This is a genomic window from Butyrivibrio fibrisolvens (genome assembly GCF_037113525.1).
Classification (GTDB): Bacteria; Bacillota; Clostridia; order Lachnospirales; family Lachnospiraceae; genus Butyrivibrio; species Butyrivibrio fibrisolvens.
Window position 1 is genome coordinate 4,106,884 of the sequence record NZ_CP146963.1, and the last position, 25,890, is coordinate 4,132,773.

A 25,890-nucleotide genomic window follows, 5' to 3' on the forward strand; every position below is an offset into this window, starting at 1 on the left:
ATATACCTGCTATTTTATCCGTTATAAAGCTCAATCGTTGCATCAGTCATCTTGTCCCAGTTGTACTTGTCACAGATATAATCTGCTGCCATATCTTCATACTGCTTAACTGTTTCAGGATGATCTATAAGGAATCTTACTTTATTACCTAGATCTTCTACATCGCTCTTTTTAAAAGATACTGCCTTATCTCCAACAACTTCTATATTCTCATCAATATCACTTACAAGGCAGCACCTTCCATAACTCATGCCTTCAAGAAGGCTTATGGACATGCCTTCTACATCACTTGGAAGGCAGAAGGTATAAGCATTTGAACAAAGCTCTTCAAGTTCCTGATCGTGTATAAAGTCAGTAAGGATAACTCTTGGATCCTCTGCTGCCATACGTCTTATCTGTTCCATATATTCAGCAGCATTGGAAAATCCCCCTGCTACTACTATCTTCATATCAGAATCAATATTCTTATATGCTTCAAGAAGATAGTGAATACCCTTTTCAGGAACTATACGGCATAAGGTCATTATATAATCGTGACCCTTAAGCCCATACTTCTTAGTGATAAGATCGGGCTTTCTGATAACAGGCCTTGATATTCCATTAGGAATATAGTGGGTATCACGGCCATAGGTCTCTTTAAAATATTCCTGAACATTTTTGGACAAGACTATGACTTCGTCTGCATACTTTGCGGCCATCTTCTCACCTGTCATGAGCATCTTGGATGCAAAGTTACCCCATTTTGCTCTCTGCCAGTCAAGACCGTGAATGGTTGCTATTACTTTCTTACCAAAAAGTTTTGGAAGCCACAGCATAAGACAGGGGCCTTCTGCATGATAATGAATAACATCATATCCTCCAAAGAGGGCTCTGATAGTTGCAAAGAAAGCATATACTATAGCATTAAGCTTTCCGTTATTTAATGTCGGAACAACTATTATCCTGATATCATCGAAATAAAGTCCGGGCTTTCCAGCAACTTTATTTCTCGGCTGCTTGTGCTTCTGGTAACGATTGTAACAGTCAACAACGTGTCCCTTATCACGAAGTCTTGTAGCAAGTTCCCATACTACAACTTCTACGCCGCCTTCGCGGGACGGAACACGCTTCTGTCCTATCATTGCTATATGAAGTTTTGATTTATTTTTATTAGAATGCATTTTCGCTTTGACATCCCATACCAATCATATTTTAGCTATCAGGCTTATGATCACACTTCGCCGCCTACAAGGTCGCACTTATCACAGAGCATAAGGCCTTTTCTTCCGATCTTCTTCATAGCTTCTCTTATCTGCATATGCTCTTTAGAATACCAGGCTTGCTGTACAGTCATCTTATTAAGATCACCAAGATCATACTTGCCAAGTGCATCTGCTGCACAAAGACTGACATGTCCATCAGGTCTAATTATAAACTGCTGAAAAGGAAGGACGCACTTAGCCTTACTTCTATGGGCTACTTCCTTCTTATTAGGTGACTGTCCACCTCTTGAGTTCAAAATCTCATGCTTAAGACGAAGGCTGAACAGAACTTTTGGCTGAAGCTCTTCATGCTGCTCAACATATTCATATATAGGCTTAAGATTAGGACTTAATACCTGCTCATCACTATAATCATCAATGACCATCTCATCAAGATACTGCATGATATCTATGAACTTCTCAAGAGTCATTACAGTACCATTAGTATAGAGATGCCACTTGGCATTCGGAATCTTCTCCTTGGCATACTTCTGGAAATCAATGATCCTTGGATCAAGGAAGGGCTCATTATTACTAAAAAGAGCTATCTGACCTCTATAATCCCACTGAGCAATCTCATCTATGATCTTATAAAAAAGCTCATCTGTCATTTTTGCATATGGCCTTTGAGGTTCATGTACATTAACAGGACAGAAAGGACAATCTCCATTACATCTGTTAACTGTCTCAATCTCTATTTCAGTAGGCTGCGGAAGGTTATTCATATCATATGAATTCACCATACGATCATTAGCCTTCTCCATTCCTGTCTTTACAAACTTGTGATAGAAATCCTTTATTACGCTTTTGTCACGGAAGGAATTTCTTTTTTCTACTCTAACCATCTAGATCTCCAACTTTCAGGATATATTTATTATCTTGTGTAAATTTTCATGAGTTTCTCTGCATATACTGCTGCATCATCAAAGAGACCTGCTTTACAATTCAAGCGGTACTGTTTAAGTTTACCCGTATCATTATAAAGGCTTTGAACCTTTTTGACCAGCGCACTTACATCGCCGCTTTCAAACGTCTCTCCGGTAGCGTTATCAGAGCCCTTTTCAATAGTATTTATGAGTTCCGGAATACCACCTATATCAGCTCCCATTACAGGTGTTCCAAGAGCTATAGATTCCATAACAGAATATGGACAGTTCTCGTACCATTCTGATGGATAGATAGTAAATGCAGCGTTCTTTATAAGTTGTCTTAACTCATCCCCTGATTTAAATCCAAGGTTAACGACATTGGAACCTGCACCGTTTATCTCATTGACAACTCCGACCATTACAGCGTTTGCTCTTGAGTCAACAGCAGCTTCAAGAGGTCCCTTACCTGCAAATACAAAAGTGATCTCAGGGAGCCTTTCTGAAGCATTAAGGATCGTACCTATTCCCTTCTCCGTACTATACCTTCCAAAATACAGAACATAGGTGTGTTCCGGCAGTTTATAATCAGCCGGTTCTATAGTTGGCATCTGTTTATTAGCAGCAGTCTTGACTTCTTCAGGAAGGAAGTTATGCATTGCTATAGTCTTACCTGCAAATAATGGATTCGTATCCATCTTCTTCTTCATAAACTCTGAAGGGCAGATAATGGCATCAATGTATGAATACGCTTTATTGCTCTTCCAATATTCCGCCTCTAAGCTTCCGATAACACTCTTTAACAGGCTTCCATGAATGCACCTGTTCTTAGTACAGTTACCAAAGCGCCCGCCAATACACTTCTCACAATTAGCTCCGCTCTTTAAGTCCCTAAGCATATGATTAGGGCATATAAGCTGGTAATCATGGGCAGTATATACTATCTTACACTTGTGACCTGTTTCCGTCCTCCAGGCATCAATTTCCAGGATTATAGAAGGTGTCAGCTGATAATTGAAATTATTAAGGTGGCACACATCAGGCTCATAGTCATCAAGTACAAGTCTTATCTTCTTCCTTGCTTCCTTTGAATATATTGTCTTAAAGGGATAAGTTATCTTAGAAAAAACAGAGCCCCCATGAAAGTCCATATCCTTAGTATAGGCATCCATATTGTTGCCTACACATCTGCCTTCATGCTCCATTCCAAAATACTGGACTTCATGTCCAATACTTTGGAAATACTGGCCAAGACCAAACATATATGTCTCAGATCCACCATTGGGATAGAGGAATTTATTGATCATCAAAATCTTCATATAAAGCCATCCACTTCAGTAAAGTATCTAAAATCAAAATCTATAAAGGACCAAAACTACTATTATTTACCTATCTTCAATACCTTTCTAAACACAGGGATAATAGTACTTTGAGCAAATTCATCCTTAACCGCTATCAAAGTCACAAGATATGCAATACCGCTTACAACTATAGCTATGAGAAGCCTTATTATCACATTTTCTATCAACACCTTGAACGCAATACAAATAATAAAAACAAATATAGTACCCAATATAGGACCGGTAATGATCTTGCCTACATTAGAAAGCCTTATCTCTGCAGGCTTTCCGATCATACTTATAACCATGATAACAATATTCGCAGCAACAGTTGTAATAGCTGCTCCGTGTATTCCCAGCGGAGGTATCAGTATGCAGTTAGTTATTGCATTTATGACCATACCTGACATGCAGGCTCTCATGAACTGCTTTTCTCTCTTAGCTGGAATCAGGATTATATTACCAAAGAAGCTTCCAACCAGCATAAACAGCATGCTAAAAGAAAGTATCCTTACTACTCCTGCCGAAGGCAAATATTCTGCCCCACCAATAAGAGTCAATATCTCTTCCGGCATTACAAGAAGCCCTGCAAAGCATGGAAGTGCAACAGCAAGCATAAATGAAACCGTATACCTGTACAAGCTATTGAGCTGTTCATTATCATTATTATCAAATGCCTTAGTCATCTGAGGCATGATCACAAATATGATCGCATTGGCAAGCTGGGTTACAAAGTTGATCAAATATGCAGCTGTAGTATATAACCCAACCGCCGTATCATCCTTGATAACACCGATCATTGTTATATCAAGATTATTCAGGATATGCTGTGCCAATATCATAGTAACCATGGTCACTATTGGCCCGGTATGTCTCTTCCAGTCCATGTGAGTAGTAAATCTTACATGGCAATACTTTTTTCTATAAAAAACATTGGCTATATAGGCGCCGCTTGATGCAATAATAGCAGTAACAGCATATGCCTTGTAATGCTCTCTGGAACGGACAAATGCAAACATGCATATAAGTGCCAATATCTGAAATACAGCCGTTCTTATAGTTATGTACCGAAAATCCTCCATGGCTGTATTGAGCCAGTCGGTTCCGATAACAGTAAGGATAATTCCTAGACTTTGGATCAGAATAAGAGTCTTATATCCGCTAAGTTTAGGAACAAATAATGTGCACAGGATGAGTACAACATACGCTACTACAGCCATACAGATATTGATCGAATATATCTGACTTGAAGTCTTCTCAAGTTCCTTCTTATCATCCTTAACAAGGCTACATTCTCTGATGGCATATGATGTAATACCAAGAGTTGTGATAAGGGAAAAATAGCTGACAAACGAAGATGAAAAATTAACCTTACCTACATTCTCAGCTCCCAATACCCTGCTGATATAAGGAAAAGTAATAAGCGGATATATAATACTCGATATTGTTCTTATAGTATTAAAGACAGTATTCTTTTGTACTGACGGAGAATCATTCTCAATGCCCTGTCCCAAATTTTGTCCTCTTTATTTCTTCTTGTTCCTGCCGGTTGCAATCAGCCACATAAATCTTATATTGGTAAAAAAGTATCTCTTAACAAGTCGCTCCGGATTCTGAAGCATACGATACAACCATTCAAGGCCAATGAGCTGAACCCATATAGGAGCTCTCTTAATAGTGCCCGCATGAAAATCAAATGCAGCTCCTACTCCAACGCAGACACCTCTGAACTTTCCTTTATGTGCCAGCATCCATTTCTCCTGTCTGGGAGCTCCAAGACCAATCCATATAATATCTGGGTCAGCCTTATTGATCATATCTATCATCTCATCTTCTTCAGCATCAGAAAGATCTCTAAAAGGAGGCGAATAATAGCCTTTAACTATAGTTCCCGGATACTTTCTTTCGATATTAGCTTTAAGCTTATCAAGCGTCTCCTGAGTCGAGCCATAGAAGTAATGAGTAGTCTGTCCATCCATAGATGCCTTAAGCATCTCTTCCATGAAATCAGGTCCCGGCATCCTGACAGCTTCTGTATCAGTGTCGTGACGAAGAAGTCTTGCAATAGGAGCTCCATCAGGGAAGGTTAACGCAGAGCTATTCTCAGCTTCTCTGACGTCTTCTCTGTCATAAGACATAACCGTAGTATGTACATTTGAAAAGCAAATGTACTGCCCCTTAAGAAGGTCAAGGTGATTACGTACATATGTAACAGCTTCAGATATATTAGAAACCGTATAATTCACCCCAAGAACAACACCTTTACGAAGCATAGCAGTATACCTTATGGCATTATAGCCTACTGAAGAATTGATACTTTTATGTGAAACTCTTCCACCTTCGAAAGTTATAATGACATCCGACGGTATATTCTTTGAAGCAAGCATTTCTGCAACAGTGCCAACCTTTTCGGGTTTACTGTCAGGAAGATATATAACAGCTCTCTCATAATTAAGATCAGAATCATCCAAGGTGAGCTCATCATCTATATTGCCCGCCATATCTTCAACAGTTATTACCTTATCTACGATTCCTCCACCAAGCTCTAACATCTGGTGCCGTATAACAGACTCGTGCTTTTTATCAGTTATAAGAAGGAGCTTTTGATAGATACTGTCATTTCTGATCTTTCCAAGTATACGTCTTCTGTACCAGATCCTTATAGCAGAATCAAATATCGTATTGTAGATGAAAAATGCAGCTATAACAGTCCTTGATACTCTGCTGCTCCATTTAGCTATAAACAGATAGATAAGCAGTATCAAAAGGAAATAGATCTGCGTCTTGATGACAGTAAATATGATCTCTGTCCTACTCTGCTCAACAGGAAGTCCCCATTTTGAACCCTTGGTATAGCTTAATACTACATTGATAAGCAGTAACACCATGAACAAAGAAACATAAAGTCCCTGTATTCCTTTTGTTCTTTCATAAAATGGCGCAAGAAAAATATATCTGGAAAAAATTGCAAGGAAATATGCAGCACTAAGTGCTGCATAATCCAGATATAAAATATGTCGTCTGTATATTTTTCTCATGCGAGACTCTATATTATACTTCATGATCACTCAACCATTATAGTATGCGTTTTATATCATAAATGCACACACTATATATTATTTTAATTAATACTCATTGCATGCCAGGCAGCATCAGCTCCATATCCACATGTAACTGTTACCGTCCGCCCTACTATAAGAGGAAGTCCTGACAAAGCTGTAGTCGTATCAAGCTTAATGAGCATAGTACCATCTGATGTAACAAGATACAAGGTGTTAAGAGTAGAGCTTACAGATACAGTACCTGTAAAGGATGCTGTAGTCGTATATGCTCCTGCATCATTATAATTGGCATTACCAAGATTTGTAACCTTTGCAGCATGCATATATGCATCATTGCCTCTGTATAGCGCAACTGCTATAGACTGTCCCGGAATCAGTGTCAGGCATCCTGAAAAGTCTGTGTTACTATCATACTTAACGATCATCGTACCATAGGATGTTGAAAAGTATAATAACGAAGTAGTGGTTTCAGCAGTAACTGTACCTCTTACATTAGGCATTTCCACACCGCCTACGATAATAGTATCAGGAACACTGTTAGACGGATCACTATCACTTACAGTTACTGCATGGAGACATGCATCACTTCCTCTTGCAACTTTAATATAAACAGCCTTGCCAATAGCAACAAGCTGACATCCAGTAAAGTCAGTAGTACTATCAACCTTGATCTGCATGGTTCCTTCTGTTGTTGAAAGGAATATCACATCTTCTGTAGTCTTACTTGTAACAGTACCATATACTGTTGCAGAAGTTGAAGAGTCGACAACTGCGACGGTCTCATATATCTTAGATGCATGAAGACAGGCATCCTGGCCCCTATGACATTCAACCGTTACTTCCTTGTCAGGAAGAAGCATCTTACAACCGCTCAAATCTGTCTCAGGGTCTATAGCGATCGTCATCTTGCCCTGCGGAGTGTTCAAATAAAGATAACTACTTGTTGTATCAATACCTACCGTACCACTTACAGTATATGTATCAAACGCATCTGATCTAATACACATTACAGAAAAGACGGCTAATACACACATTAGAAAAACTGATAATCTTGCTTTAATTCGCTTACTCATAGTTCTCCCCTTTCATTATCCGATGATTCCCATTCTCCTTACTATGCTTCTGTATGCCTTTCTGGACATATATGCAAAATACAGAGCTTTAGCTCTGATATTCTGACCGAATTTAAGAACTGCGCCAGGCTTCCTATCAAGTCTTCTGTAAACAGGAGAAGCCTTCTTGTATTCTTCAAGTTCCTTCCTGCATTCATCTGCTGAAAAGACGCCACCCTTCTTATCCATATAATGAAAGCAACTATATATATTCTGTTCTGATGCCCAGTATCCATCTGATACATTATGCCTTGCCCAATACTTTGGGGCTATGGCATATACAAGCTCATCACTTGTAAAAGCCGGGAACACTGCAAAAGATGAATTTGATAATAAAAGATACTTAGCGTTTTTGATAGTTACGTAGTCCTTGGCAAGGTCATTGGTAACAGCCTTAACCTCCGGAAGGATCTTGTGAGCAGCCTCTACATCATCTGTTACTGCCAGAAATTCCATATCCGGACGAACCTTTTTCATATTCTTAATGCCATGAAGCCAATACTTCCTATCAAGCCACAGTTCAGGTGAATTGGAGTAGTCTCCACATCTTAAATGAATAATACAAAGATTATCTTTGGTATATTCATGTGAATCATACTCCGGCTTAACCTTGAGCCAGTCCTTTAGCTTGTCCTTATATTTTTCAAAATACTCTTCACCCTGAAGATTACCATACAAAAGGGTATTATCCTCAATATCAAAGAAAGCTTTGTCAACTCCGCTTACATAGACTCCATGTTCCATGTCATGTGAAGAGTTACCAAGGTAAAGTCTGTGATCTTCATCTTCAAATATAGTAAATTTTGACTTATCCGCTTCCGGTATCTCTATGCCAAGGTCTATATCCATGAAATACATTCCTGTATCGGAATGCATATTATTAGCAAGACCCTTTGGATTTATTATTCCAAACTCGCAGCCCTTATTCTCAGCAGCAGCTCTTGCGCATACATACCAAAAGAGCTGATTACCAAGTCCGGAACCGTATGAAAACTCCGTTCCAATCACTGTATAATATCTGTCCTTTCGAATTTACATTTAACGCACAACAAAGAATAAATAATTAATCTTTGTCCACATCCAGCTTCTTCTCTTTGGCGATATATATAGGTCTGTTCTTAACCTCCATATATATCCTTGCCAGATACTCCCCTATTATTCCAAGGAGAAGAATTATCATTCCTCCCAAAAATAAAAGAAGTAACAAAATAGTTGTTGTATCCTGCCATGGACGTGCACCAGAAATCGACATGGCATACAGCCTGACACCATAAACAAATGAAATTAAAATAACAAGAAATCCCAAATAGATCACTGCTCGCAGAGGCGCTACGGCAAAGGCAATAATACCTGTCTTGGCATAATTCCATAGGCCCTTATAATTCCACTTACTATCGCCATCAACACGCTCTACATTTTCATATTCAATCCACTTGGAATTAAATCCGATCCAGGAATAGATACCTTTGATAAAACGCTCATGCTCTCTCATGGAAACTATCGCATCAGCAACCTGCTTCTTCATAAGCCTGTAATCTGTCATGCCCGGTGCAAGTTTCATACCTGTAGCCAAGTTGATAACATGATAAAAAGAATTAGACAATAAATTTCTGATTCTGGATTCTTTTTCTCTTTTTACTCTTCTGGCTGTAGCACAGTCATATCCTTCTTCTTCGATAGCATGAAGCATGTCTATAAGAAGGTGCGGCGGATGCTGAAGGTCCGCATCCATTAGTGCCACATAATCTCCATCAGCATTCTCAAGTCCCGCGTAAATAGCTGACTCCTTACCAAAGTTTCGTGCAAAAGATATATATCTGACATTACTGTTTTCAGCATTTGAAAGCTTTACAATACGTTCTAAAGTATCATCTTTACTTCCATCATCAATATACAAAACACTAAAGCTGTAAGCTTTAAGTTCATTACTAAACAGCTCTTTCAATGCATCATATATCAGTTCTACACATTTGGATTCGTTATAACAAGGAATTACTATATCGATTTTTTTCATAATACTTTCCCATAGCAAGAATAGTCAGTTATTGTAACATTGCCTTTTTGATAACACTAATAGTTATCTGCAAATACGCATAACTGACTATATTATAGCATAATACAGAAATACAAACGATCAAATAATAGCAGTTGACGTCGTATCCACATCATCAATAGCTGCCACTATATCATCACTGGTTTCTCTATACTTTTTATATCCACCAGCCAGTGAAGCAATAATAATGACCAAACATACTGTCAACGTAATTATCTTTGACCTCTTGCTATTAAAAAACATCTGCGGAATGAGTCCGATGATAATAGCAAACAATAATATCCATGATGGATAATAATATCTAAATTCGAATGCCTGCGTATTTAAGAGATATGCACCATAATAAAATAATGAGACCAAAAAAGTAGCTTCATATAAATTTAATGGTGCCTTCTTTCCCTGATACTTAAAACGCCATATCAAAATAAGCACAAGGCTAAGCAAGTACATGATCCATGGCCTTCTAATAATACTGTTAAATTCCATAAATGCAAGGAAGAAATTTACATAAAACGCTCTTTGCTGTGAATCATTTAATCCAAATTCATTATCAGGATCCCATGGCTGATAATAATATTCATACATATTTACAGGCTTTCCGATTCCTAATGAATGAGAAATAAATTCCCATTTCGTCTTTAGGAACATTTTAGGCTCATGCAGCGCCATCTTCACATACCTCTTGACCAGCCTTGTAGAATGATCTCCTTCTGATATGGCCATTGAAGATATCGGTGAATTAAACATACCATTGATAGATGATCCCTGCTCATCATAGCTGTTATTCTGCACTGCAATAGCAGTAGCCCCGTCTCCAAACAGATCATCCAGGTAATCTATATACTCATACTGCTTATCAGGTTCCATAGATTGAATTACAGATACTATCTCCCATGCAAATCCTGCAGAATAAGAAGGCAAAACTCTGATATTCAAAAGAGAAGGCAAAAATGCAGAAACAAAAAAACCAAGAAGTACAGACGCGCTTAATAATACTCTTGCCAAAAGCTTCTTTTCTCTTAACAGGACAATAATTATCACGGCCGGAATTATAGAAAAAGCATTCGCCCTATATCCAAAGCATACAAATGAAAATCCGATAATCAGGATAACAGTAATAACCTTATCGAATCTAACCTGAAGTGCTCTCCATTTCCAGATAAGCAAAAGAATTGCCAACATAGCAATGGCACTACCAACACTCGCCTCATAATATACTCCAAAAGCCCACATAACAGGAGACAGAAAAAGGCATATCTTATTCCACAGCGGATGCTGCTTTTCATTTAACTGATCAATAAAAACAATAGTTAACAACCAATGTAAAAAGCACTGGGTAAATGTATAAAGAATGATAGATCCAACTATCTCTTTAGAAAGCAAAATAAAAAATGAGGGTGTAATAGTAAGCCATGAGCTTGACGGATATAAGGCAGATTCTCCAGTTAAAAAAGCCTTAATAGATGTCTTTAAACTATCAGTAAATGATATTCGAACATAGGAATCAATATAAATGATTCCCGGATGAGATAATATGGTGATAAAAACAGAAATCAAAAGTGCAATTATAATACTATTACGATTATTACAAAACCACTTTATGTATGCAGATTGTTTTATTTCAGCAATTATCTTGCCTGGTTTTTTAGTTGCCATTTTCATATTTATACAAAAATCTCCATAAATGCTTAGATTGTTATATATCTACCCAATTCACAATATATGTTTTAATAGGACAAAAAGCTTCAGAATAATCAAATAAGGATATTTAATAAAGCCCATCTTTATATTGCTTACGCCTTTATACTCTCTGGCATAATAACACAATGATTTCAGAAATAACCTGCTGACTTTTTCAAAATGCTGAGGTGTCTCTTTCTTATAATCATGATCATGTATTACTGTAACTTCAGGGCAATATACCATTTTCAGATCGGCACGTCTTATGCGCTCTTCTATTATATATTCCTCAAAATACAGAAATGTATTAGGATCAAAGCCGCCTACCTGTTCAAACAAGGCGCTGTCAAAAAACCAGAAGCATCCGGAAAATGTATAATGATCCTCGATCTTATTTCGCAAAGTCTTGATCATATTACCATAAAGACAGTTCACTATACTCTTTTTATACATGGGATTTAAATGTTTGTCACCCTCGAGTATATCAGGTCCAACCACTACAACATCCTTGGTAAACTTATCTCCTGCAATATCAAGATTAAGCTTACCCTCAAATAAAATATCATTATTTGAAAAAACAAGAATGGAATCTCCAAAAAGTGAATATGAAAGCTCTGCACCAAGATTATTCCCCTTTGCATATCCGAGATTCTCATAGGTGGCATAATAATATACAGATATACCCTCTAACTCAAAAGAGTATATCTGTCCCTTATCCATTTCCTTAACCGGAGATAATTCGTAATGCTGTTTCAAATATTCAAATCCTGAAGCATCTTCAGAATTATCAACAATAATATATTCTATATTTCCTTTTGAAATCAAAGCGTCCTTACAATACTTTATATAGCAGACTGTAGCTGCGATCGTATTGTAATCCACTAAGATCATCGAATAATTATGCTTAGTCTGACACTCCATCACGGATTGTATGCCCCCCTGGCATTTCTAAACAGTATCTTCATCAGCTCGCTATTGCCCTTAAAAAAGCTTATCTTGGTCGGAGTCTTGCCTTTCTTAGGGTAAGCCCTTGTAACCGGAACCTCACACGCCTTCATTCCCAACTGAGTAGCTCTTACTGATAAGTATGCAAGAAGCTCATAAGTCACAAATATATCTCTAAGAGGCTGAACCCTCTCATCAGTCAGATAACGTCTTGAATATGCCCTATATGCATTAGTTGTATCTGTAAACCTTTGATGCGCTGTTAATGATATCACAGGTGCATGAATAAGTCTTACAGCTATATTTCTTACCATAGGAGTATTGATAGCACGTCCGCCTTTTATAAATCTTGATCCCTGCACGAAATCATATCCCTTTTCAAGCTTATCTATAAACCTTGGAATATCCTCGATACTATCTTTATTATTGCCATCAATAGTAAGTATACCTTTGTAGCCTCGTTCAAGTGCCCACCAGATACCCATTCGAAGCTGGGCGCCCTGCTTACCTGTATCTTTCTTTACAAGAAGAGTGTTAACATCAAGGCTTCTGAGCTTCTTCTCATCAGTACATCCATCAGTTGATCCGCCATCGCAGATAATAATATCAACATGATCAGAAATGTTATGTTTCTTAGCTCTAAAAAGTTCCTTATGGATCCTGTCGCCTTCGTTGATGATAGGGATCAGTACCGCATAATCTTTGGTCTTTGAATTATATTCAGTGCACTCAAATTTAGGCACACCACTCTGCTTTTCATGAATCATATAATACTCCTGCCAGCCACTTACTATAACATCTTTGAACAGCAATTCCTATCATACATAAAGTCATCCAAAGATGGCCTTAACGTAATTCATCATCTCTTCTAATGTTTCTATGGATTCTTGTCTTGAGACCTCAATAGAAATATATCTGTCATATCCACATTCTCTAAGCTTGTCAAATAACTTCTTATGAAGTTCCCGCTTCTCTATAACTTTAAGACCGGGCTCACTTACATGGACATGATTAATAAGGCTTTCCTTACCATTCAAAACAGATACATCTTCTCCATTTTCAATCATAGTGCCCATATCAAGGTTAAGTTTAAATCCCTTAGAATCAACCTTCTCTATAAGAACTAATGCAGCAGACGTATCATTTATATAGTTCGTGTTATAAATAGGCGGATTAGCCTCCATAGCTACAACCGTTCCCTTATCAGCAGCATAATCACCAATCTCTTTAAAAAAGTCAATTGCTACCTGATCATCTGCTCCCTCTGGGAGATTTCTATTACGAGGGCATCCAAAAACAAGATTTCCACATCCAATCTCTTTAGCAAAATCAATTGCTTTCTTTGTATAGTTTATTAGAGCATCTCTCTCTTCTTCTGAACCAAACAGTTTTTCCTGCCTGCCATACCAAATTGACTGCATGGAAGATACTTTGAATTCCTGATCTTCAAAGAGCTTTTCTGCCCACTTCCTAGCCTCTATAGCATGATCATATGGATTATCTGGAAATATTCTTGTCGGTGCAATTTCAAGTCCTGAAAAGCCCTTGTCTTTCATCATTTTATAAACAACTTCATCATTCTCAGCTGTCCATGCAATATTAGATATAGATAACTTCATATTTTACATTCCTTCAGAACAAACAAAATTCTTTATATCCTGTAATACTTCATCTTTAGTACAGATATAGCCACTATTCCCACCAAATAGTGAATCATGAATGGTCTTATAATCATATTCTGCAGGCTTTCCTGAAAGCTCATTTACAAGCCCTTCCCCTGTCAGATACTTATAAACTTCCGCTGCAGATACAGGCTCTGTTGCAGGATGCCATAATCTTATGCCATTATCCAAAGCCACCTGAATATCGTCCCATAATCTTCCCAAATTATAAAACTGATATTTGCTTCTACTGTCAGTAAAATTAAGCGCTGAGAATCCAAGCGTTCTAAACTTATCCTTAAGCAGCTCCTTCTCGTCATCTGAAACACTAACTTTATAAAAGCCATTATCCTGCAAACTGTAATACTTATTAAGATCAGGATCGCGTAAAGCAAGTTCTTTGAACTTATCTTCCTTCAACATAAAAGGAATAACATTTATAAAGTCATAGATAAAATTCTTTTTAATATTCTTACCAAAAAGGCCCGGTAATCTGATGATCAATGCATCAGGGAAGTTTCTCCTGACCCAAAGCTCTAATTCATATCTGTTATAACCGTATGCATGCAGATCATTAGTATCTATTTCTGACTTCTCTGTAACACCAACAGGATCCTTGAATACATCTATTGTAGAAATAAGCACTAATCTCTTAGGCTTGATCCTTGTTATGTTATATTCTGCCTGCTTAATAAGTTCCATATCTTTTTCAGGAGCATTATTAGCAAGATACTTCTCTGCCCTTAGCCCTGCATAGATTAGAAGATCAGGAGCTGTATCATAAGCATCTTCTATATTCTTTGAATTATATACTGCATCTATATTCCCATCAGACTCAGCATATATATTACTTCCAACAAAGCCTGTATATCCAACCAGTGCTGTCATATTCTATACCTCTTATTTCGTAAGCTTCTCAATACTTTCAAAATTATAGTGCTTTCTTTTAAATACAAGATTCACTATAAGCTGCAGATACTTAATGATTATTGTCAGTATCCCAAAAAGGCCAAAGAACGCAACTGCAAGGAACAGGATGGTTGTAGTCCAGCCTTCAACAGGATGGCCTGTAGCAAAGATAACTATAGCATACAAAACCATAAATACAGACATGAGCATCATAAGTGCTGTCATACTTTTGGCAAAGCTATATCCAAGATCTGTAAAAAGGATAAGCGCATCAGCCGCAAGTCCTGAACGGTACTTTTTTTCTCTCTTATCAGACGTTTCAGCAGAAAAGACTTTAGGAAAATACTTAATGTTATCAGTTTTAAGGCCGCAGTTCGCATACACAGCTTTTCTGTAAGGAATTGTTTTGTTCATAGAACTTATGCGATTAATGACTCTTCTGCTAAGTACTCTGAAGCTTTCGGTAGTCATCTGATATGTAGTATCTGAGAATCTGTCAAATACTTTATAAAACAGTCTCGACGAAAGCTTTGCTTTTCTATTAGGCGAAGCACTTACAATATCAAATCCCTGAAGAGAACGCCTGTAAACTTCCATTATCATGCCCTGCTCAAAATCCAGTACTGTGTTATCAAATTCAAACACAAAATCTCCTATAGAAAGATCCATTCCCGCATCCATAGCAAGTTCAAGTCCATGAAAATGGCTCATATTTATTACGGAAACACTTGTACCAGTAACTGAATCACTACACTTTTTTATGATATCTACGCTTCTATCATCAGAGCAGTCATTAACACAGATGATCTCGGAATGTTCAAAGTTATCTTCCATAAAGTCGATGATTGCTTTTAAGAATTCTTCTATTCGATTTTCTGCATTGTGGACATAAATTATTGCAGATGCAAAATTCTTCTCTTTATTATCCATTAGTTAATACCTCATCCAAGTCATAGACTGTATTGATCTTACCCGAAAGAACTCCGACAAAGGTCGGATTCTTTGAATATGTCCTTATCACAGTAGGCCTTGAATCATCAATCTCAGAGCTCATAAGAATAGGCTTCATTGAAAACAGCGACCCTCTATACTCAAATTCATAGCTATCAAGCATATACTTTCTTGCAAGATTCGCCATATACGGGAAAGCTGTTGTAGGCTTAGCAGGGCAATCATTGCAGTTACCCAATCTATGCACAGAACAGTGGCCTTCACTACGATCCTGACATGTAAAGGTCGGAACCTGATCATAGCTTGTAGTATGCGGCGTAAAAGTAACAGATGTAAGTGAATGAAAACCGGTCTTACCAAATGGCATTATTGAAAAGAATGGTCCATCCATTACGGTAAAACCAACATTCTTAAGCTTATCATTGACATCACAAAGTATGATCTCACAAAGCTCATACTTAATTCCAAACTTTTCAAAACCAGCCATTTCTAATATCTGATTGGTTCCTGCATAAGTGGAATTAAGAACAAATCCGGATTTATATTTTGAACCATCTTCATCACAGATAATAAATGCATCGGATTCTTTGATTATCTCTGATATCTTTGCTCCATATCTAATGGTCACTTGATCCGGATATTTTGCAAGTTCATCCAGCAGATAATCTTTAAGTATCATAGCGTCATATGTATACTCTCTGGTCCTAAAGACTCCATCACACATACCTTCTTTAAAATAATTACTTGCATGCAGCTCTTCACAGGGAATATTAGCAGCCTTGCAAAAATCCTTAAACTGCTGCCCATCCGACCAGGAATACTGACTGGAAGTAGCATATATCTGATCGAACTCTTTATTTACACAAAAAGCATAATCCTTATTAAATCTCTCAAAATACCCTGCAGATTTCATGGCAGTAGAAATAGACCTTGGATAATGATATCCCTGGTGTACTCTTGCCTGATTTATATATGTAGCACGTTTAAATGGCGCATTATCACATTCAAGTATTATAACATTCTGCCCCTTTTTGCAACAAAAGAGCGCTGAATATAGTCCGTATAATCCTGCGCCAATTATAATCTTATCATATGTTTCCACGATATATTCCTACTCCGTTTAGATCATTCTATTATAATAACGCTTGCCATTATAAAGTATCACAAAATAAATGAGCGTAGACAGTCATCACTATTACGCTCTTTTCTAACTAAATAAAAAATAATTCTTTTGTTAAATAGTTTATTATTCTCACACATCTGCATCATGCATATCCTTTCTGGCTTCATCCGTGAATCCCTCTGTACTCTCCTTTTGTACAAGTATCTTAATTGTCTCGAAGATGATCTGAAGATCCAAAAGAAGAGAATAATTTGTAATATATAAAAGATCCAACTTTAGCTTATCAAGCGCATTAGTATTGTACTTACCATATACCTGCGCATATCCTGTAAGTCCACCCTTCATCTTATGTCTAAAAGGAAATTCCGGTACTTCCTGTGTGTACTTCTCAACATGTTCCCATCTTTCAGGGCGAGGACCTACTATGGACATATCACCGGCTAATATATTAATGAGCTGTGGAAGTTCATCAACTCGTATAGCTCTTATAATACTTCCAACCTTAGTTATTCTGTCATCCTTCTCTCCAGCAGGGCGAGGTCTTCCATCCTTCTCAGCATCGACTATCATAGATCTGAATTTAAGGATCATGAATCTTCTGCCACCAATAGTAACCCTCTCTTGCCTAAAAAATACAGGACCTCCATCCTCTAGATGGATAGCCAGAGCAGTGATCAAAAACAAGGGGCTTAAGATAACCAACGCAGAAAAGCTAAGTACAATATCAAAAAATCTCTTCATAAAAAGCTGCTGTGTTGTAATTCCACTATTTCTATTAAGGAACAGTGGTGTATCTATAAGATTAAGCTCTTCAGAATTTTTAACAAGAATATCAGATATCTTGGGCATGAAATAAACCCTTTTATCCATTTTGTAGCACATCTTTACAAGCTTATTCTTCTTATGTGCTGGAAGATCATTGAGAAGCACTGCATCGTAAGACTTTATGTGATCACAAATAGTATCCTCATCTTCATCAACAGAAATCTGCTCTTTAATAACATATTTATAACGAATTCCATTTATTTTATAGCAAAGATCATTTCTATAATCTCCGTATACTTCAATGATATTAAGCGGCGGGAATGTCCGTCTGTAAGCATTGATCATTATCACAGCAAAAATACAATTGATCACTGATTGTACGATGAATGCCAGAAAATATATTTCCATAAAACTAAAGAAAAATCTGAACTGTCCTGTTATAGCACAGGATACAAAACATTCAATTATATTAACTGTAAAAATAGTGAGAACCTGACTGGCAAGAATATTGGCGACCCTCTCTACGCCAACCTTAAAGGCATGCAGCCATCTTCCTATAATAACAAACAAGATCAGATAGATACCTGTAGCCATTCCAAGGTTACCAAGACCTAGAAGGGAACCAGTATTATTATGCTCTTTGACAAACTCATACCAAAAGCAGAAAAAAATCACTGCAGCTACCAGTGAAAAAAATGCTTCACATGCGAATCTATATAAATACTTACTATTCTTTTTAAAAGTATTTGATGCATTATCATTCATATTATCTAAACCTGTCTTTTGGAGTTAATTGTAGAAAAATCAAGAAATTAGCGATGCCTACGACACCGCCACCACCCTTGATAGTATAACACACCCAATCTACAATGTCATTCCGCAATCAGTTTACTTCAAAGCTAAAACCACCTATAATAAGCTATATATCGTCAATTACTATATCACATATTCGTTTCTTGCAAACATATCAGCAACCATACAATGCTTTTCTATTCTTTATTTCTCTTTACTGATGCATAAACTCATTTCAACTAATACAAGGGGATAATTAAAATGGGAGCCAAACTGTATAAAGTAGCGATAGTTTTTGTTCTGTTAATTGCAGGTATAGCGCTAATTGTTTTTTCACTTAATTCGCTGGCACATTATGTATACCAGAGCGTAGAAGATCAACATCTGGAACTGAGATCACACGATATCCTTTCTTTTCTGACACTGGTATCTTTTCTTATATTCCTTTACCTAATAATAAGATATGTTCTTACAAAAGTATCAGACACTACTATGTTCATAGGGATGGCACTTTTAATGACAATTGCCGGGGTATTCCTGATAATAAACTGCATACCAATAGTCCATTCTGATTCTATGATGATCTATAATTATATAGAGAGATTCAATGAAGGAAACTATATCGGAATAGAAGATGGCTATTATTTCAGCTGGAACCCCGCGCTTTTGGGATTACTTAGTTATGAGCGTATCCTTGGCAAAGTCACAATGGATCTACGTATCTTTTTTGCATTCGAACTGTTATGGTATCAGCTTATAAATTTATGTGTTTGGAGAATCGCAAGGCTGACTATTAAAGATATGCTTGTCGTAAAACTGGTAATACTACTTTCATTTCTATTTTTTCCAATGTTTTTTTACATCTTACAAGTATATGGAATGTTGCTTGGATTTGCACTGGCACTTTGGTCTTTATATTTTCTGATCTTATCAATACAAATATCATCCCAAAAGAAATATCTGTTTATAACCGTCTCAATTATACTTATAGGAACAGCATGTCTTATCAAACAGCAATATCAGATAATGATGATAGCAATGGTTATTATATGCATGCTCGAATTTATACGTTCTAAAAGCCGCTCTATATTATTAACAGCAATATTGATTCCTATAGTAGCTACCATTTTCTCGGGAGCGTTATCTGAATCCTACAGGAGAGCTTCCGGCTACGACATGGGAACAGGTGAACCTATCAGTCTGTATATTGCCATGGGGCTTCAGGATCACGATAATCCTCTAAGCAATGGTACTTTTAACGGATATAATTACTATACTGATGATTCTTGTAACATCCGGACAAAATTCTTGAATTATCCGGACACGTGATTGTTGTAGACCTCTCAAATTAACATAATACAGATCTGCTTGTTTGACACGGAACTGCTCTGTATACTGTCATAAGAACAGTATATAAAAAGGAATGTCCCAGAGCACCCTCCGTGGAAAGTCGCGTACTCTGGGACGTGGTTTTTCAACCATGATTATTATATCAGAGTACTACCTTACCCGCCATAAAGAAAATATTTTTAGTTGAGAGCAATGGTATCACACCACCGTGTCCTCACTGTGGTGGTGAGCTTAAATACCGAGATTCCAAGAAACGGATACACCGCAAGGAAGGTGGTATTATAGAGTGGTTTATCATCCGAAGGCTTCAATGCTTGGGATGTGGGGGCTTTCATACAGAGTTGCCGGATTGCCTGGTCCCCTATAAACATTATGACTCAGAGATAATAACCGGAGTCATAGATGGAATTGTTACATCAGATGATGAGGATTCCGAAGACTACCCTTGTGAGGAAACTATGAAAAGATGGATCCTGTGGTACAAAGAAAACAAAGAACGTGCCGAAGGATATCTTCGCAATACCATATACAGGCTGCTTGATAACAGAGATGACTTCCTGATATCAGGCGTATCATTGCTCAGTACTTTCAAAAAAATTGAAGTCAAACCTCACTGGCTGGGATATATCATCCGCACCATCTACAATAGCGGTAATTATCTTGTCCCTGTCTGGTAATTCTTTGCACTCACTTTGTTTTGAGTGTCAAGATCAGTTCTCGTATAGTTGCCTCATAGGAGGTAACTGACGATGGAAAATAACGAAAATATCAAATGGCAGGAACGTGAGGCTCTTGAACGTTTCAGGCTTATATCACCACTTCTGGATCCTGAAATGGATAATGCTAAAAAGATCCAGATGCGAAACAAGATCGCAGTTCAGAACGATATTTCACCAAGAACACTGTACAGATATGAAAGTTCATTTCGCGATAATGAGTTTGAAGGTCTTAAGCCTGTTCCAAGATCAGGAGTACATTCACACAAGCTGCCAGAGAACTTTGACAACCTTGTAAAAGAAGCCATACAGCTTAGGCTTGAGGTACCAGGAAGATCTGTGGATCAAATCATAACGATCCTTGAGATTGAAGGTAAAGTTCCTATTGGTGTTCTTAAAAGGTCTACTCTTCAACGCCACATGTACAAACAGGGCTTTGGAACCAAACATCTTAAGGTATATTCAGATGCCAGAGAAAGCTCATCCAAAAGATTCTGCAAGCCTCACAGAATGATGCTTGTCCAAGGTGACATTAAGTATGGACCGATGTTACAGATAGGTGGAAAGAAAGTTCAGACATATCTTTCTTCTGCTATCGATGACCATTCCAGGATGATACTTTCTTCGCAGTTCTATGACAACCAGGAAGAGACCATTGTTGAAGATACATTCAGAAAGGTCATACTCCGTTATGGAAAGTTTGATGCATGCTACTTTGATAATGGAACTCAGTACATAGCAAAACAGCTCAAGCTATCACTTACAAGACTTGGCATAAGAATCAACCATGCCAAGGTGCGAAGCGGTAAAAGTAAAGGCAAGATTGAGAAATTCCATCAGGTAGTCGATGCCTTTTTGCGAGAAGCCAAACTCAAAAAAATCACTTCTCTTGAAGAACTTAATCGCCTTTGGACCATCTTCCTTGAAGAGTATTACAACAAGAAGCCTCATTCTGGTATCAGAGAGTACTATGAAAGCGTCGGAGTAAATGTGCCGAATGAAGGTATAACTCCAGTTCAAGAATTTAATCGTGACAAAAGACCGCTTACATTCATCGATACATCAACTGTATCAGAGGCTTTCATGTACCACGTCACACGGCAGGTAGATAAAGGAGCCTGCATAAGCTTTAAAGGACGAAAGTACGAAACTAAACCTTCACTTATCAGCCACATGGTGGAAGTAGCCTATGACCCGTTCTTTCCTGAGACTATCACAGTATCTTATCCGGGGATTGAACCGTTTACCGCAAAGCCATTAAAGATTGGAGAATACTGCGACAAGAACGAAACCCTTCCGGTCGGCATACAGCTTGCAACATCTGAAACGTCAAGGTTCCTGGATGCTCTTGAAAAGAAACATGCGCAGTCAAAGAAGAGGCTTACAGATGCCATCTCCTTCGCTTCCTACAGAAAGGAAGGTGGCAACAATGTATGAACAATTCTTTGATATGAAACACACACCGTTTACCAGAAATGTTCCACCCGAAAAGCTTTATGAATCAATCGCCATAGATGAGACGCTCGGAAGACTTTCATACGCAGCTGATAGGCAGCTCTTTGCTGTAGTTACAGCTGATGCCGGATGTGGTAAATCAACTCTGATAAGGAAGTTTGTGTCAACCCTTCCCAAGGACGAGTACCTTTTCCTTTATCTATCTGATTCCAAGCTTACCCCGAGATGGTTTTATAAGGGAATGCTTGATCAGCTTGGGATTGAATCAAAGTTCTACAGAGGTGATGCCAAGAGACAACTCCAAAAAGAAGTCGAGATAATTCGCGGTGTCCATGGCAAAAAAGTTGTATGCATTCTCGATGAAGCGCATCTTCTTGAAAAAGAAACTATCGAAGAGTTCCGATTTCTTCTGAATTATCGTTTTGATTCAATGAGCCCCATGGCACTTGTACTTGTTGGCCAAAGTGAACTTTGGGATAAGCTCAAACTTCAAAGATATGCTGCTGTAAGGCACAGGATAGATATAAGCTGCGTTATACCGCATCTTGACAGAGCTGAGACTCAGCATTATATAGAATCTCATCTTAATTACGCTGAAGGACGTAAGGATATATTTACCGATAAAGCTATTGATGAGATCTATAAAGTTTCAACAGGTATACCAAGACGAATAAACCATATCTGTGATGGATGTCTTATGTATGCAAGTCAGCAGAATAAGCGTCTCATCGATGAACATCAGGTTCAGTTTGTCATAGACCACGAGATGCTTGGAGGTGAGGTATCATAATCACTTACGAATTTCCCGTAACAGAATTCGACGGAGATGACCCTGAAGATGCATACACAACCATGCACACAGCAAAGATTGATGTAGAAGAGCTGTTGCACGAACCATACGAAGTCACAGTATATGCCTTTAAGGATACGTTTAAACTGATTTTCGGGCAGTGCCATGATGGATTCTTCCTCTGTATACCAAATAAAAAGATGAGCTGCATACTTGAATCTCTGGATGATATTGAGGAGATTAGCTATGAGCTTCTTCATCCATACGAACCGCTTTGTTTTGAAGATGTAATAGCAATCTCATTTGCGCTTAATGAACTTTGTAAAATTATCAAGGTACGAAGGACATAAAATCTATAACTAAAATGATGGTGATGGATGGCTGATGCCATCCAATAGCCATCAGGAACTATTGACAACAACCTGAGCAGTCTCTTGTCATTGAGTGAGAGCAGTTCAGGGTCAAGCTAAAAGATCATTAACACGTGATCTTTTATTATCCGGACAAGCATTCTTGAAACATACGGACAACTGTTCCTGAATCATCCGGACAGCCATTCCTGAATCATCCGGACAAATGACATCTCATATTGATCTTCTTAGAATGTAATTAATTACATTCTAAGGAGGGTATGAAATGAGGTGTCTTGAAACAATGAAAATTACTGAAATCCTTCGCCTGAGGGAAATGAAGCTCAACTTACGAGATATTGCATCTGCAGTAGGTTGTTCAAAAACCACTGTTGGCGACATCTTAAACAAGTGCAAAGAGTGTGGACTCAGCTATGAGGAAGCCTTAAAGCTTTCTCCTGACAGGATAAATGAACTTATTTATCCTGAAACATTCGGCCGCAAGCAATCGAAAGATGAACCCGACTGGGAATCAATCTACAAAAGGCTTATGTCCAGCAGCAGAATCAACCTCTTCTACATCTGGGAACAGGAATACCGCAAGGATAATCCTGATGGCTACAGTTATAGCTATTTTTGTGCCAAGTTCAACACCTGGAAAGATAAGACAGGCAAAGAAGTTGTACTTCCTCAGGAACGCGAACCAGGCAAAGAACTGTTTATTGACTGGATTGGCGATACCCTCGACTGCGTTGTTGAGTATGGAACCGGAGTTGTTCACTCAGCTCACTTCTTTGTAACTACACTAGGAGACAGTTCATATCCATTTGTTGAAGCATTTCCTGACGAAACTCAGATCAACTGGAATCAGGCTCATATTGATGCTTTTGAATGGTATGGAGGCCTTCCCAGAATACTTGTACCAGATAATTGTAAAACTGCTGTAATACATGCAAATCTATACAACCCTGAGATTAACCAAGCATACAGGGATTTGGCTCGACATTATCAATTGGCATCATTCCTGCCAGAGTCAGAAAGCCAAGGGATAAGTCAACCGTTGAATCCGGCGTTGGTTGGCTCGAGACATGGCTTCTTGAGTGGCTCAAAGGTAAAACTTATCATAGCTTTGATGCTCTTAATGCAGATATTCGTGATCGCGTACTTGAATTATCAAAGAGGAACTTCAAACATCGTCCAGGCTCAAGAGAAAGTAACTTTCTTGCACTGGATAAGCCGGCACTAAGGCCTTTACCCAAGGACCCGTTTGAGTATTATGAGACACTGTCTGTAAAGACAGTTCCCAATAACTATCACATCCTTTGTTATGGATTTTACTATTCAGTACCTTATAGTCTTTACAAGGCTTCTGTTAAAGTACATGTCTATGCCAAGAAGATTGAAATATTCAACGACATAGGCGAAAGAGTAGCTATCCATCGTAGACGCTTCGCAGGAAAACGTTATGTTACCGATGAGAATCATATGCCTGCAAACCATCGTGCAGTAAGAGAATTCAATCAGTATGATGGTGCTCATTACCGCTGCAGAGCAGGAAGTATTGGAACCAATGCTTATCACTTTATAGATACACTCCTTAAGTCGGTAGACTACGAGGAACAGGCATACAAATCCTGTATGGCAGTGATCAACTTCAGTAAACAGTATGGTAATATCAGAGTTGATAATGCCTGTAAAAAGGCAATTGAACTTAACTCTGTTAATTACTCAACACTTAAGAACATCCTGAAAAATAACCAGGATAGAAAGCCCGTAAACAGTTCCGATGCGGACACTCCAACTCCACAGCATGAGAATCTCCGTGTCGGAGAATGGGAATAGGAGGTGAAACATCATGAACTACCAAACAGCGGAACAGTTAACAGCAATGAAGTTGAATGCCATGAGAGTTGAGTATGCCCGGCAGGATGAACTTCCTGCCTCGCAGGCTCTGTCCTTCGATGACAGGCTTGGGATGATAGTAACAGCCCAGTTTAATGCAAGGACAAAGGCAAAAACCAACCGCCTCATACGTATGGCACATCTTAGAGAACCAACAGCATGCTTGGAAAATATCGATTATGACACTTCCAGAAAGCTGAAAAAATCTGATGTAGCAAGACTATCAGACTGTCAATGGGTAACAAATGGTAACAATCTTATCATCACTGGTGCAACAGGTGTAGGTAAAACATATCTGCTCTCAGCATTTGGCAGAGAAGCTTGCACAAGAGGTCTGACTGTCAGATGCTATCGAGTTCCAAGGCTTCTTACCGATATGAGCATTGCCAGAGGAGATGGCTCATACAATAAGCTCATGCAGGATTTGGTAAAACCGACGCTACTGCTACTTGATGATTTTGGCATGAAGCAGCTTGATCTTGGTATGACTCAGGACTTTCTTGAAGTCATCGAAGAGCGATATCACAGACATAAATCTGTAGCTATCTCTGCCCAGTTACCTGTTAAGAATTGGGTTTCAGTTTTCAAGGATCAAACGATTGCAGATGCGGTCCTTGACCGCATAGTTCGCAATGCGTATAGATTTGACCTAAAAGGTCCTTCTCGTCGCCCTACAATAGAACATAGGCCAGCTGACGCTGGAGATGACAACATGGCGACAAGCGAGTAATATAAAAAATAGATGTCATCTTGTCCACTTGATACAGGAATCTTGTCCGGATGTTAACAGAACCATTGTCCGGATAATTGCGGAACTAGTGTCCGAG

24 protein-coding genes are annotated in these 25,890 nt (G+C 38.2%); 8 read left to right on the top strand and 16 right to left on the bottom strand.

What is annotated here, in order from left to right; translation table 11 throughout:
• Positions 1-14: 14 nt before the first annotated feature.
• The 16 genes from WAA20_RS17465 to WAA20_RS17540 all read right to left on the bottom strand — a co-directional run bounded on the left by WAA20_RS17465 (position 15) and on the right by WAA20_RS17540 (position 18,473).
• Positions 15-1,160: a glycosyltransferase family 4 protein gene (locus WAA20_RS17465; protein WP_242951200.1), complete on the bottom strand. Its 1,146-nt coding sequence runs from the start codon at positions 1,158-1,160 to the stop codon at positions 15-17.
• A gap of 50 nt (positions 1,161-1,210) precedes the next feature.
• Entirely contained in the window at positions 1,211-2,086 is an 876-nt protein-coding gene (locus WAA20_RS17470) for a radical SAM/SPASM domain-containing protein (protein WP_073388831.1), read from the bottom strand.
• Between the two features lie 29 nt (positions 2,087-2,115).
• Positions 2,116-3,426 (bottom strand): glycosyltransferase, encoded by a 1,311-nt coding sequence (locus WAA20_RS17475; RefSeq protein ID WP_073388832.1) that lies wholly within the window; start codon positions 3,424-3,426, stop codon positions 2,116-2,118.
• A 62-nt stretch (positions 3,427-3,488) separates the two neighbouring features.
• On the bottom strand, positions 3,489-4,961 hold the full coding sequence (locus WAA20_RS17480; RefSeq protein ID WP_073388834.1) for a flippase: 1,473 nt from the start codon (positions 4,959-4,961) through the stop codon (positions 3,489-3,491).
• A gap of 12 nt (positions 4,962-4,973) precedes the next feature.
• A complete protein-coding gene (locus tag WAA20_RS17485) occupies positions 4,974-6,485 on the bottom strand; it encodes a WecB/TagA/CpsF family glycosyltransferase (RefSeq protein ID WP_242951201.1) in 1,512 nt (503 codons plus the stop codon).
• Between the two features lie 83 nt (positions 6,486-6,568).
• Positions 6,569-7,582 carry a hypothetical protein gene (locus WAA20_RS17490; RefSeq protein WP_073388835.1) on the bottom strand — a complete coding sequence of 338 codons (1,014 nt, stop codon included), beginning with the start codon at positions 7,580-7,582 and terminating at the stop codon, positions 6,569-6,571.
• Between the two features lie 15 nt (positions 7,583-7,597).
• Positions 7,598-8,629 carry an alpha-1,2-fucosyltransferase gene (locus tag WAA20_RS17495; protein ID WP_073388837.1) on the bottom strand — a complete coding sequence of 344 codons (1,032 nt, stop codon included), beginning with the start codon at positions 8,627-8,629 and terminating at the stop codon, positions 7,598-7,600.
• Between the two features lie 55 nt (positions 8,630-8,684).
• The gene (locus WAA20_RS17500; RefSeq protein ID WP_073388839.1) at positions 8,685-9,635 is read right to left on the bottom strand and encodes a glycosyltransferase family 2 protein; all 951 of its coding nucleotides are present in this window, start codon (positions 9,633-9,635) and stop codon (positions 8,685-8,687) included.
• Positions 9,636-9,755: 120 nt separating this feature from the next.
• On the bottom strand, positions 9,756-11,330 hold the full coding sequence (locus tag WAA20_RS17505; RefSeq protein ID WP_139263802.1) for a hypothetical protein: 1,575 nt from the start codon (positions 11,328-11,330) through the stop codon (positions 9,756-9,758).
• A 57-nt stretch (positions 11,331-11,387) separates the two neighbouring features.
• On the bottom strand, positions 11,388-12,275 hold the full coding sequence (locus tag WAA20_RS17510) for a hypothetical protein (protein WP_073388842.1): 888 nt from the start codon (positions 12,273-12,275) through the stop codon (positions 11,388-11,390).
• Complete coding sequence (locus WAA20_RS17515; protein ID WP_073388843.1) at positions 12,275-13,066, bottom strand: glycosyltransferase family 2 protein; 792 nt, start codon at positions 13,064-13,066, stop codon at positions 12,275-12,277. Before WAA20_RS17515 ends, WAA20_RS17510 begins: the two co-directional genes overlap by 1 nt.
• A gap of 63 nt (positions 13,067-13,129) precedes the next feature.
• Positions 13,130-13,918: a sugar phosphate isomerase/epimerase gene (locus WAA20_RS17520; RefSeq protein WP_073388845.1), complete on the bottom strand. Its 789-nt coding sequence runs from the start codon at positions 13,916-13,918 to the stop codon at positions 13,130-13,132.
• Between the two features lie 3 nt (positions 13,919-13,921).
• Positions 13,922-14,848 carry a sugar nucleotide-binding protein gene (locus tag WAA20_RS17525; protein ID WP_073388846.1) on the bottom strand — a complete coding sequence of 309 codons (927 nt, stop codon included), beginning with the start codon at positions 14,846-14,848 and terminating at the stop codon, positions 13,922-13,924.
• Between the two features lie 12 nt (positions 14,849-14,860).
• Positions 14,861-15,799: a glycosyltransferase gene (locus WAA20_RS17530; RefSeq protein ID WP_073388848.1), complete on the bottom strand. Its 939-nt coding sequence runs from the start codon at positions 15,797-15,799 to the stop codon at positions 14,861-14,863.
• On the bottom strand, positions 15,792-16,922 hold the full coding sequence (locus WAA20_RS17535; RefSeq protein WP_081373895.1) for an FAD-dependent oxidoreductase: 1,131 nt from the start codon (positions 16,920-16,922) through the stop codon (positions 15,792-15,794). The genes WAA20_RS17530 and WAA20_RS17535 overlap by 8 nt, the downstream gene beginning before the upstream one ends.
• 150 nt (positions 16,923-17,072) lie before the next feature.
• Positions 17,073-18,473 carry an exopolysaccharide biosynthesis polyprenyl glycosylphosphotransferase gene (locus WAA20_RS17540; protein ID WP_073388851.1) on the bottom strand — a complete coding sequence of 467 codons (1,401 nt, stop codon included), beginning with the start codon at positions 18,471-18,473 and terminating at the stop codon, positions 17,073-17,075.
• 288 nt (positions 18,474-18,761) lie between these two features.
• On the opposite strand from WAA20_RS17540, the gene WAA20_RS17545 reads away from it, so the two are divergent.
• The 8 genes from WAA20_RS17545 to istB all read left to right on the top strand — a co-directional run bounded on the left by WAA20_RS17545 (position 18,762) and on the right by istB (position 25,793).
• The gene (locus WAA20_RS17545) at positions 18,762-19,829 is read left to right on the top strand and encodes a hypothetical protein (protein WP_073388852.1); all 1,068 of its coding nucleotides are present in this window, start codon (positions 18,762-18,764) and stop codon (positions 19,827-19,829) included.
• 218 nt (positions 19,830-20,047) lie between these two features.
• Complete coding sequence (locus WAA20_RS17550) at positions 20,048-20,527, top strand: DUF6431 domain-containing protein (protein WP_338802767.1); 480 nt, start codon at positions 20,048-20,050, stop codon at positions 20,525-20,527.
• 72 nt (positions 20,528-20,599) lie between these two features.
• Positions 20,600-22,003 (top strand): DDE-type integrase/transposase/recombinase, encoded by a 1,404-nt coding sequence (locus WAA20_RS17555; protein ID WP_338800976.1) that lies wholly within the window; start codon positions 20,600-20,602, stop codon positions 22,001-22,003.
• Positions 21,996-22,811 carry an AAA family ATPase gene (locus WAA20_RS17560; RefSeq protein WP_338800974.1) on the top strand — a complete coding sequence of 272 codons (816 nt, stop codon included), beginning with the start codon at positions 21,996-21,998 and terminating at the stop codon, positions 22,809-22,811. The genes WAA20_RS17555 and WAA20_RS17560 overlap by 8 nt, the downstream gene beginning before the upstream one ends.
• A 62-nt stretch (positions 22,812-22,873) precedes the next feature.
• On the top strand, positions 22,874-23,161 hold the full coding sequence (locus WAA20_RS17565) for a hypothetical protein (protein ID WP_338800972.1): 288 nt from the start codon (positions 22,874-22,876) through the stop codon (positions 23,159-23,161).
• A gap of 286 nt (positions 23,162-23,447) precedes the next feature.
• A complete protein-coding gene (locus WAA20_RS17570) occupies positions 23,448-24,407 on the top strand; it encodes a hypothetical protein (RefSeq protein WP_073390570.1) in 960 nt (319 codons plus the stop codon).
• A gap of 239 nt (positions 24,408-24,646) precedes the next feature.
• On the top strand, positions 24,647-25,003 hold the full coding sequence (locus tag WAA20_RS17575; protein WP_073390571.1) for a hypothetical protein: 357 nt from the start codon (positions 24,647-24,649) through the stop codon (positions 25,001-25,003).
• Between the two features lie 13 nt (positions 25,004-25,016).
• The gene (gene istB / locus WAA20_RS17580) at positions 25,017-25,793 is read left to right on the top strand and encodes an IS21-like element helper ATPase IstB (protein WP_073390572.1); all 777 of its coding nucleotides are present in this window, start codon (positions 25,017-25,019) and stop codon (positions 25,791-25,793) included.
• Positions 25,794-25,890: the final 97 nt, after the last annotated feature.

What these genes read in the sequence shown, in the direction of transcription:
- WAA20_RS17545 (WP_073388852.1), top strand. Translation starts at nt 18,762, where the DNA reads ATGGGAGCCAAACTGTATAAAGTAGCGATAGTTTTTGTTCTGTTAATT.
- istB (WP_073390572.1), top strand. Translation starts at nt 25,017, where the DNA reads ATGAACTACCAAACAGCGGAACAGTTAACAGCAATGAAGTTGAATGCC.
- WAA20_RS17560 (WP_338800974.1), top strand. Translation starts at nt 21,996, where the DNA reads ATGTATGAACAATTCTTTGATATGAAACACACACCGTTTACCAGAAAT.
- WAA20_RS17555 (WP_338800976.1), top strand. Translation starts at nt 20,600, where the DNA reads ATGGAAAATAACGAAAATATCAAATGGCAGGAACGTGAGGCTCTTGAA.
- WAA20_RS17530 (WP_073388848.1), bottom strand. Translation starts at nt 15,799, where the DNA reads ATGGATAATAAAGAGAAGAATTTTGCATCTGCAATAATTTATGTCCAC.
- WAA20_RS17505 (WP_139263802.1), bottom strand. Translation starts at nt 11,330, where the DNA reads ATGGCAACTAAAAAACCAGGCAAGATAATTGCTGAAATAAAACAATCT.
- WAA20_RS17470 (WP_073388831.1), bottom strand. Translation starts at nt 2,086, where the DNA reads ATGGTTAGAGTAGAAAAAAGAAATTCCTTCCGTGACAAAAGCGTAATA.
- WAA20_RS17565 (WP_338800972.1), top strand. Translation starts at nt 22,874, where the DNA reads ATGCACACAGCAAAGATTGATGTAGAAGAGCTGTTGCACGAACCATAC.
- WAA20_RS17575 (WP_073390571.1), top strand. Translation starts at nt 24,647, where the DNA reads ATGCCTGCAAACCATCGTGCAGTAAGAGAATTCAATCAGTATGATGGT.
- WAA20_RS17475 (WP_073388832.1), bottom strand. Translation starts at nt 3,426, where the DNA reads ATGAAGATTTTGATGATCAATAAATTCCTCTATCCCAATGGTGGATCT.
- WAA20_RS17515 (WP_073388843.1), bottom strand. Translation starts at nt 13,066, where the DNA reads ATGATTCATGAAAAGCAGAGTGGTGTGCCTAAATTTGAGTGCACTGAA.
- WAA20_RS17510 (WP_073388842.1), bottom strand. Translation starts at nt 12,275, where the DNA reads ATGGAGTGTCAGACTAAGCATAATTATTCGATGATCTTAGTGGATTAC.
- WAA20_RS17485 (WP_242951201.1), bottom strand. Translation starts at nt 6,485, where the DNA reads ATGAGAAAAATATACAGACGACATATTTTATATCTGGATTATGCAGCA.
- WAA20_RS17525 (WP_073388846.1), bottom strand. Translation starts at nt 14,848, where the DNA reads ATGACAGCACTGGTTGGATATACAGGCTTTGTTGGAAGTAATATATAT.
- WAA20_RS17490 (WP_073388835.1), bottom strand. Translation starts at nt 7,582, where the DNA reads ATGAGTAAGCGAATTAAAGCAAGATTATCAGTTTTTCTAATGTGTGTA.
- WAA20_RS17500 (WP_073388839.1), bottom strand. Translation starts at nt 9,635, where the DNA reads ATGAAAAAAATCGATATAGTAATTCCTTGTTATAACGAATCCAAATGT.
- WAA20_RS17570 (WP_073390570.1), top strand. Translation starts at nt 23,448, where the DNA reads ATGAGGTGTCTTGAAACAATGAAAATTACTGAAATCCTTCGCCTGAGG.
- WAA20_RS17465 (WP_242951200.1), bottom strand. Translation starts at nt 1,160, where the DNA reads ATGCATTCTAATAAAAATAAATCAAAACTTCATATAGCAATGATAGGA.
- WAA20_RS17520 (WP_073388845.1), bottom strand. Translation starts at nt 13,918, where the DNA reads ATGAAGTTATCTATATCTAATATTGCATGGACAGCTGAGAATGATGAA.
- WAA20_RS17540 (WP_073388851.1), bottom strand. Translation starts at nt 18,473, where the DNA reads ATGAATGATAATGCATCAAATACTTTTAAAAAGAATAGTAAGTATTTA.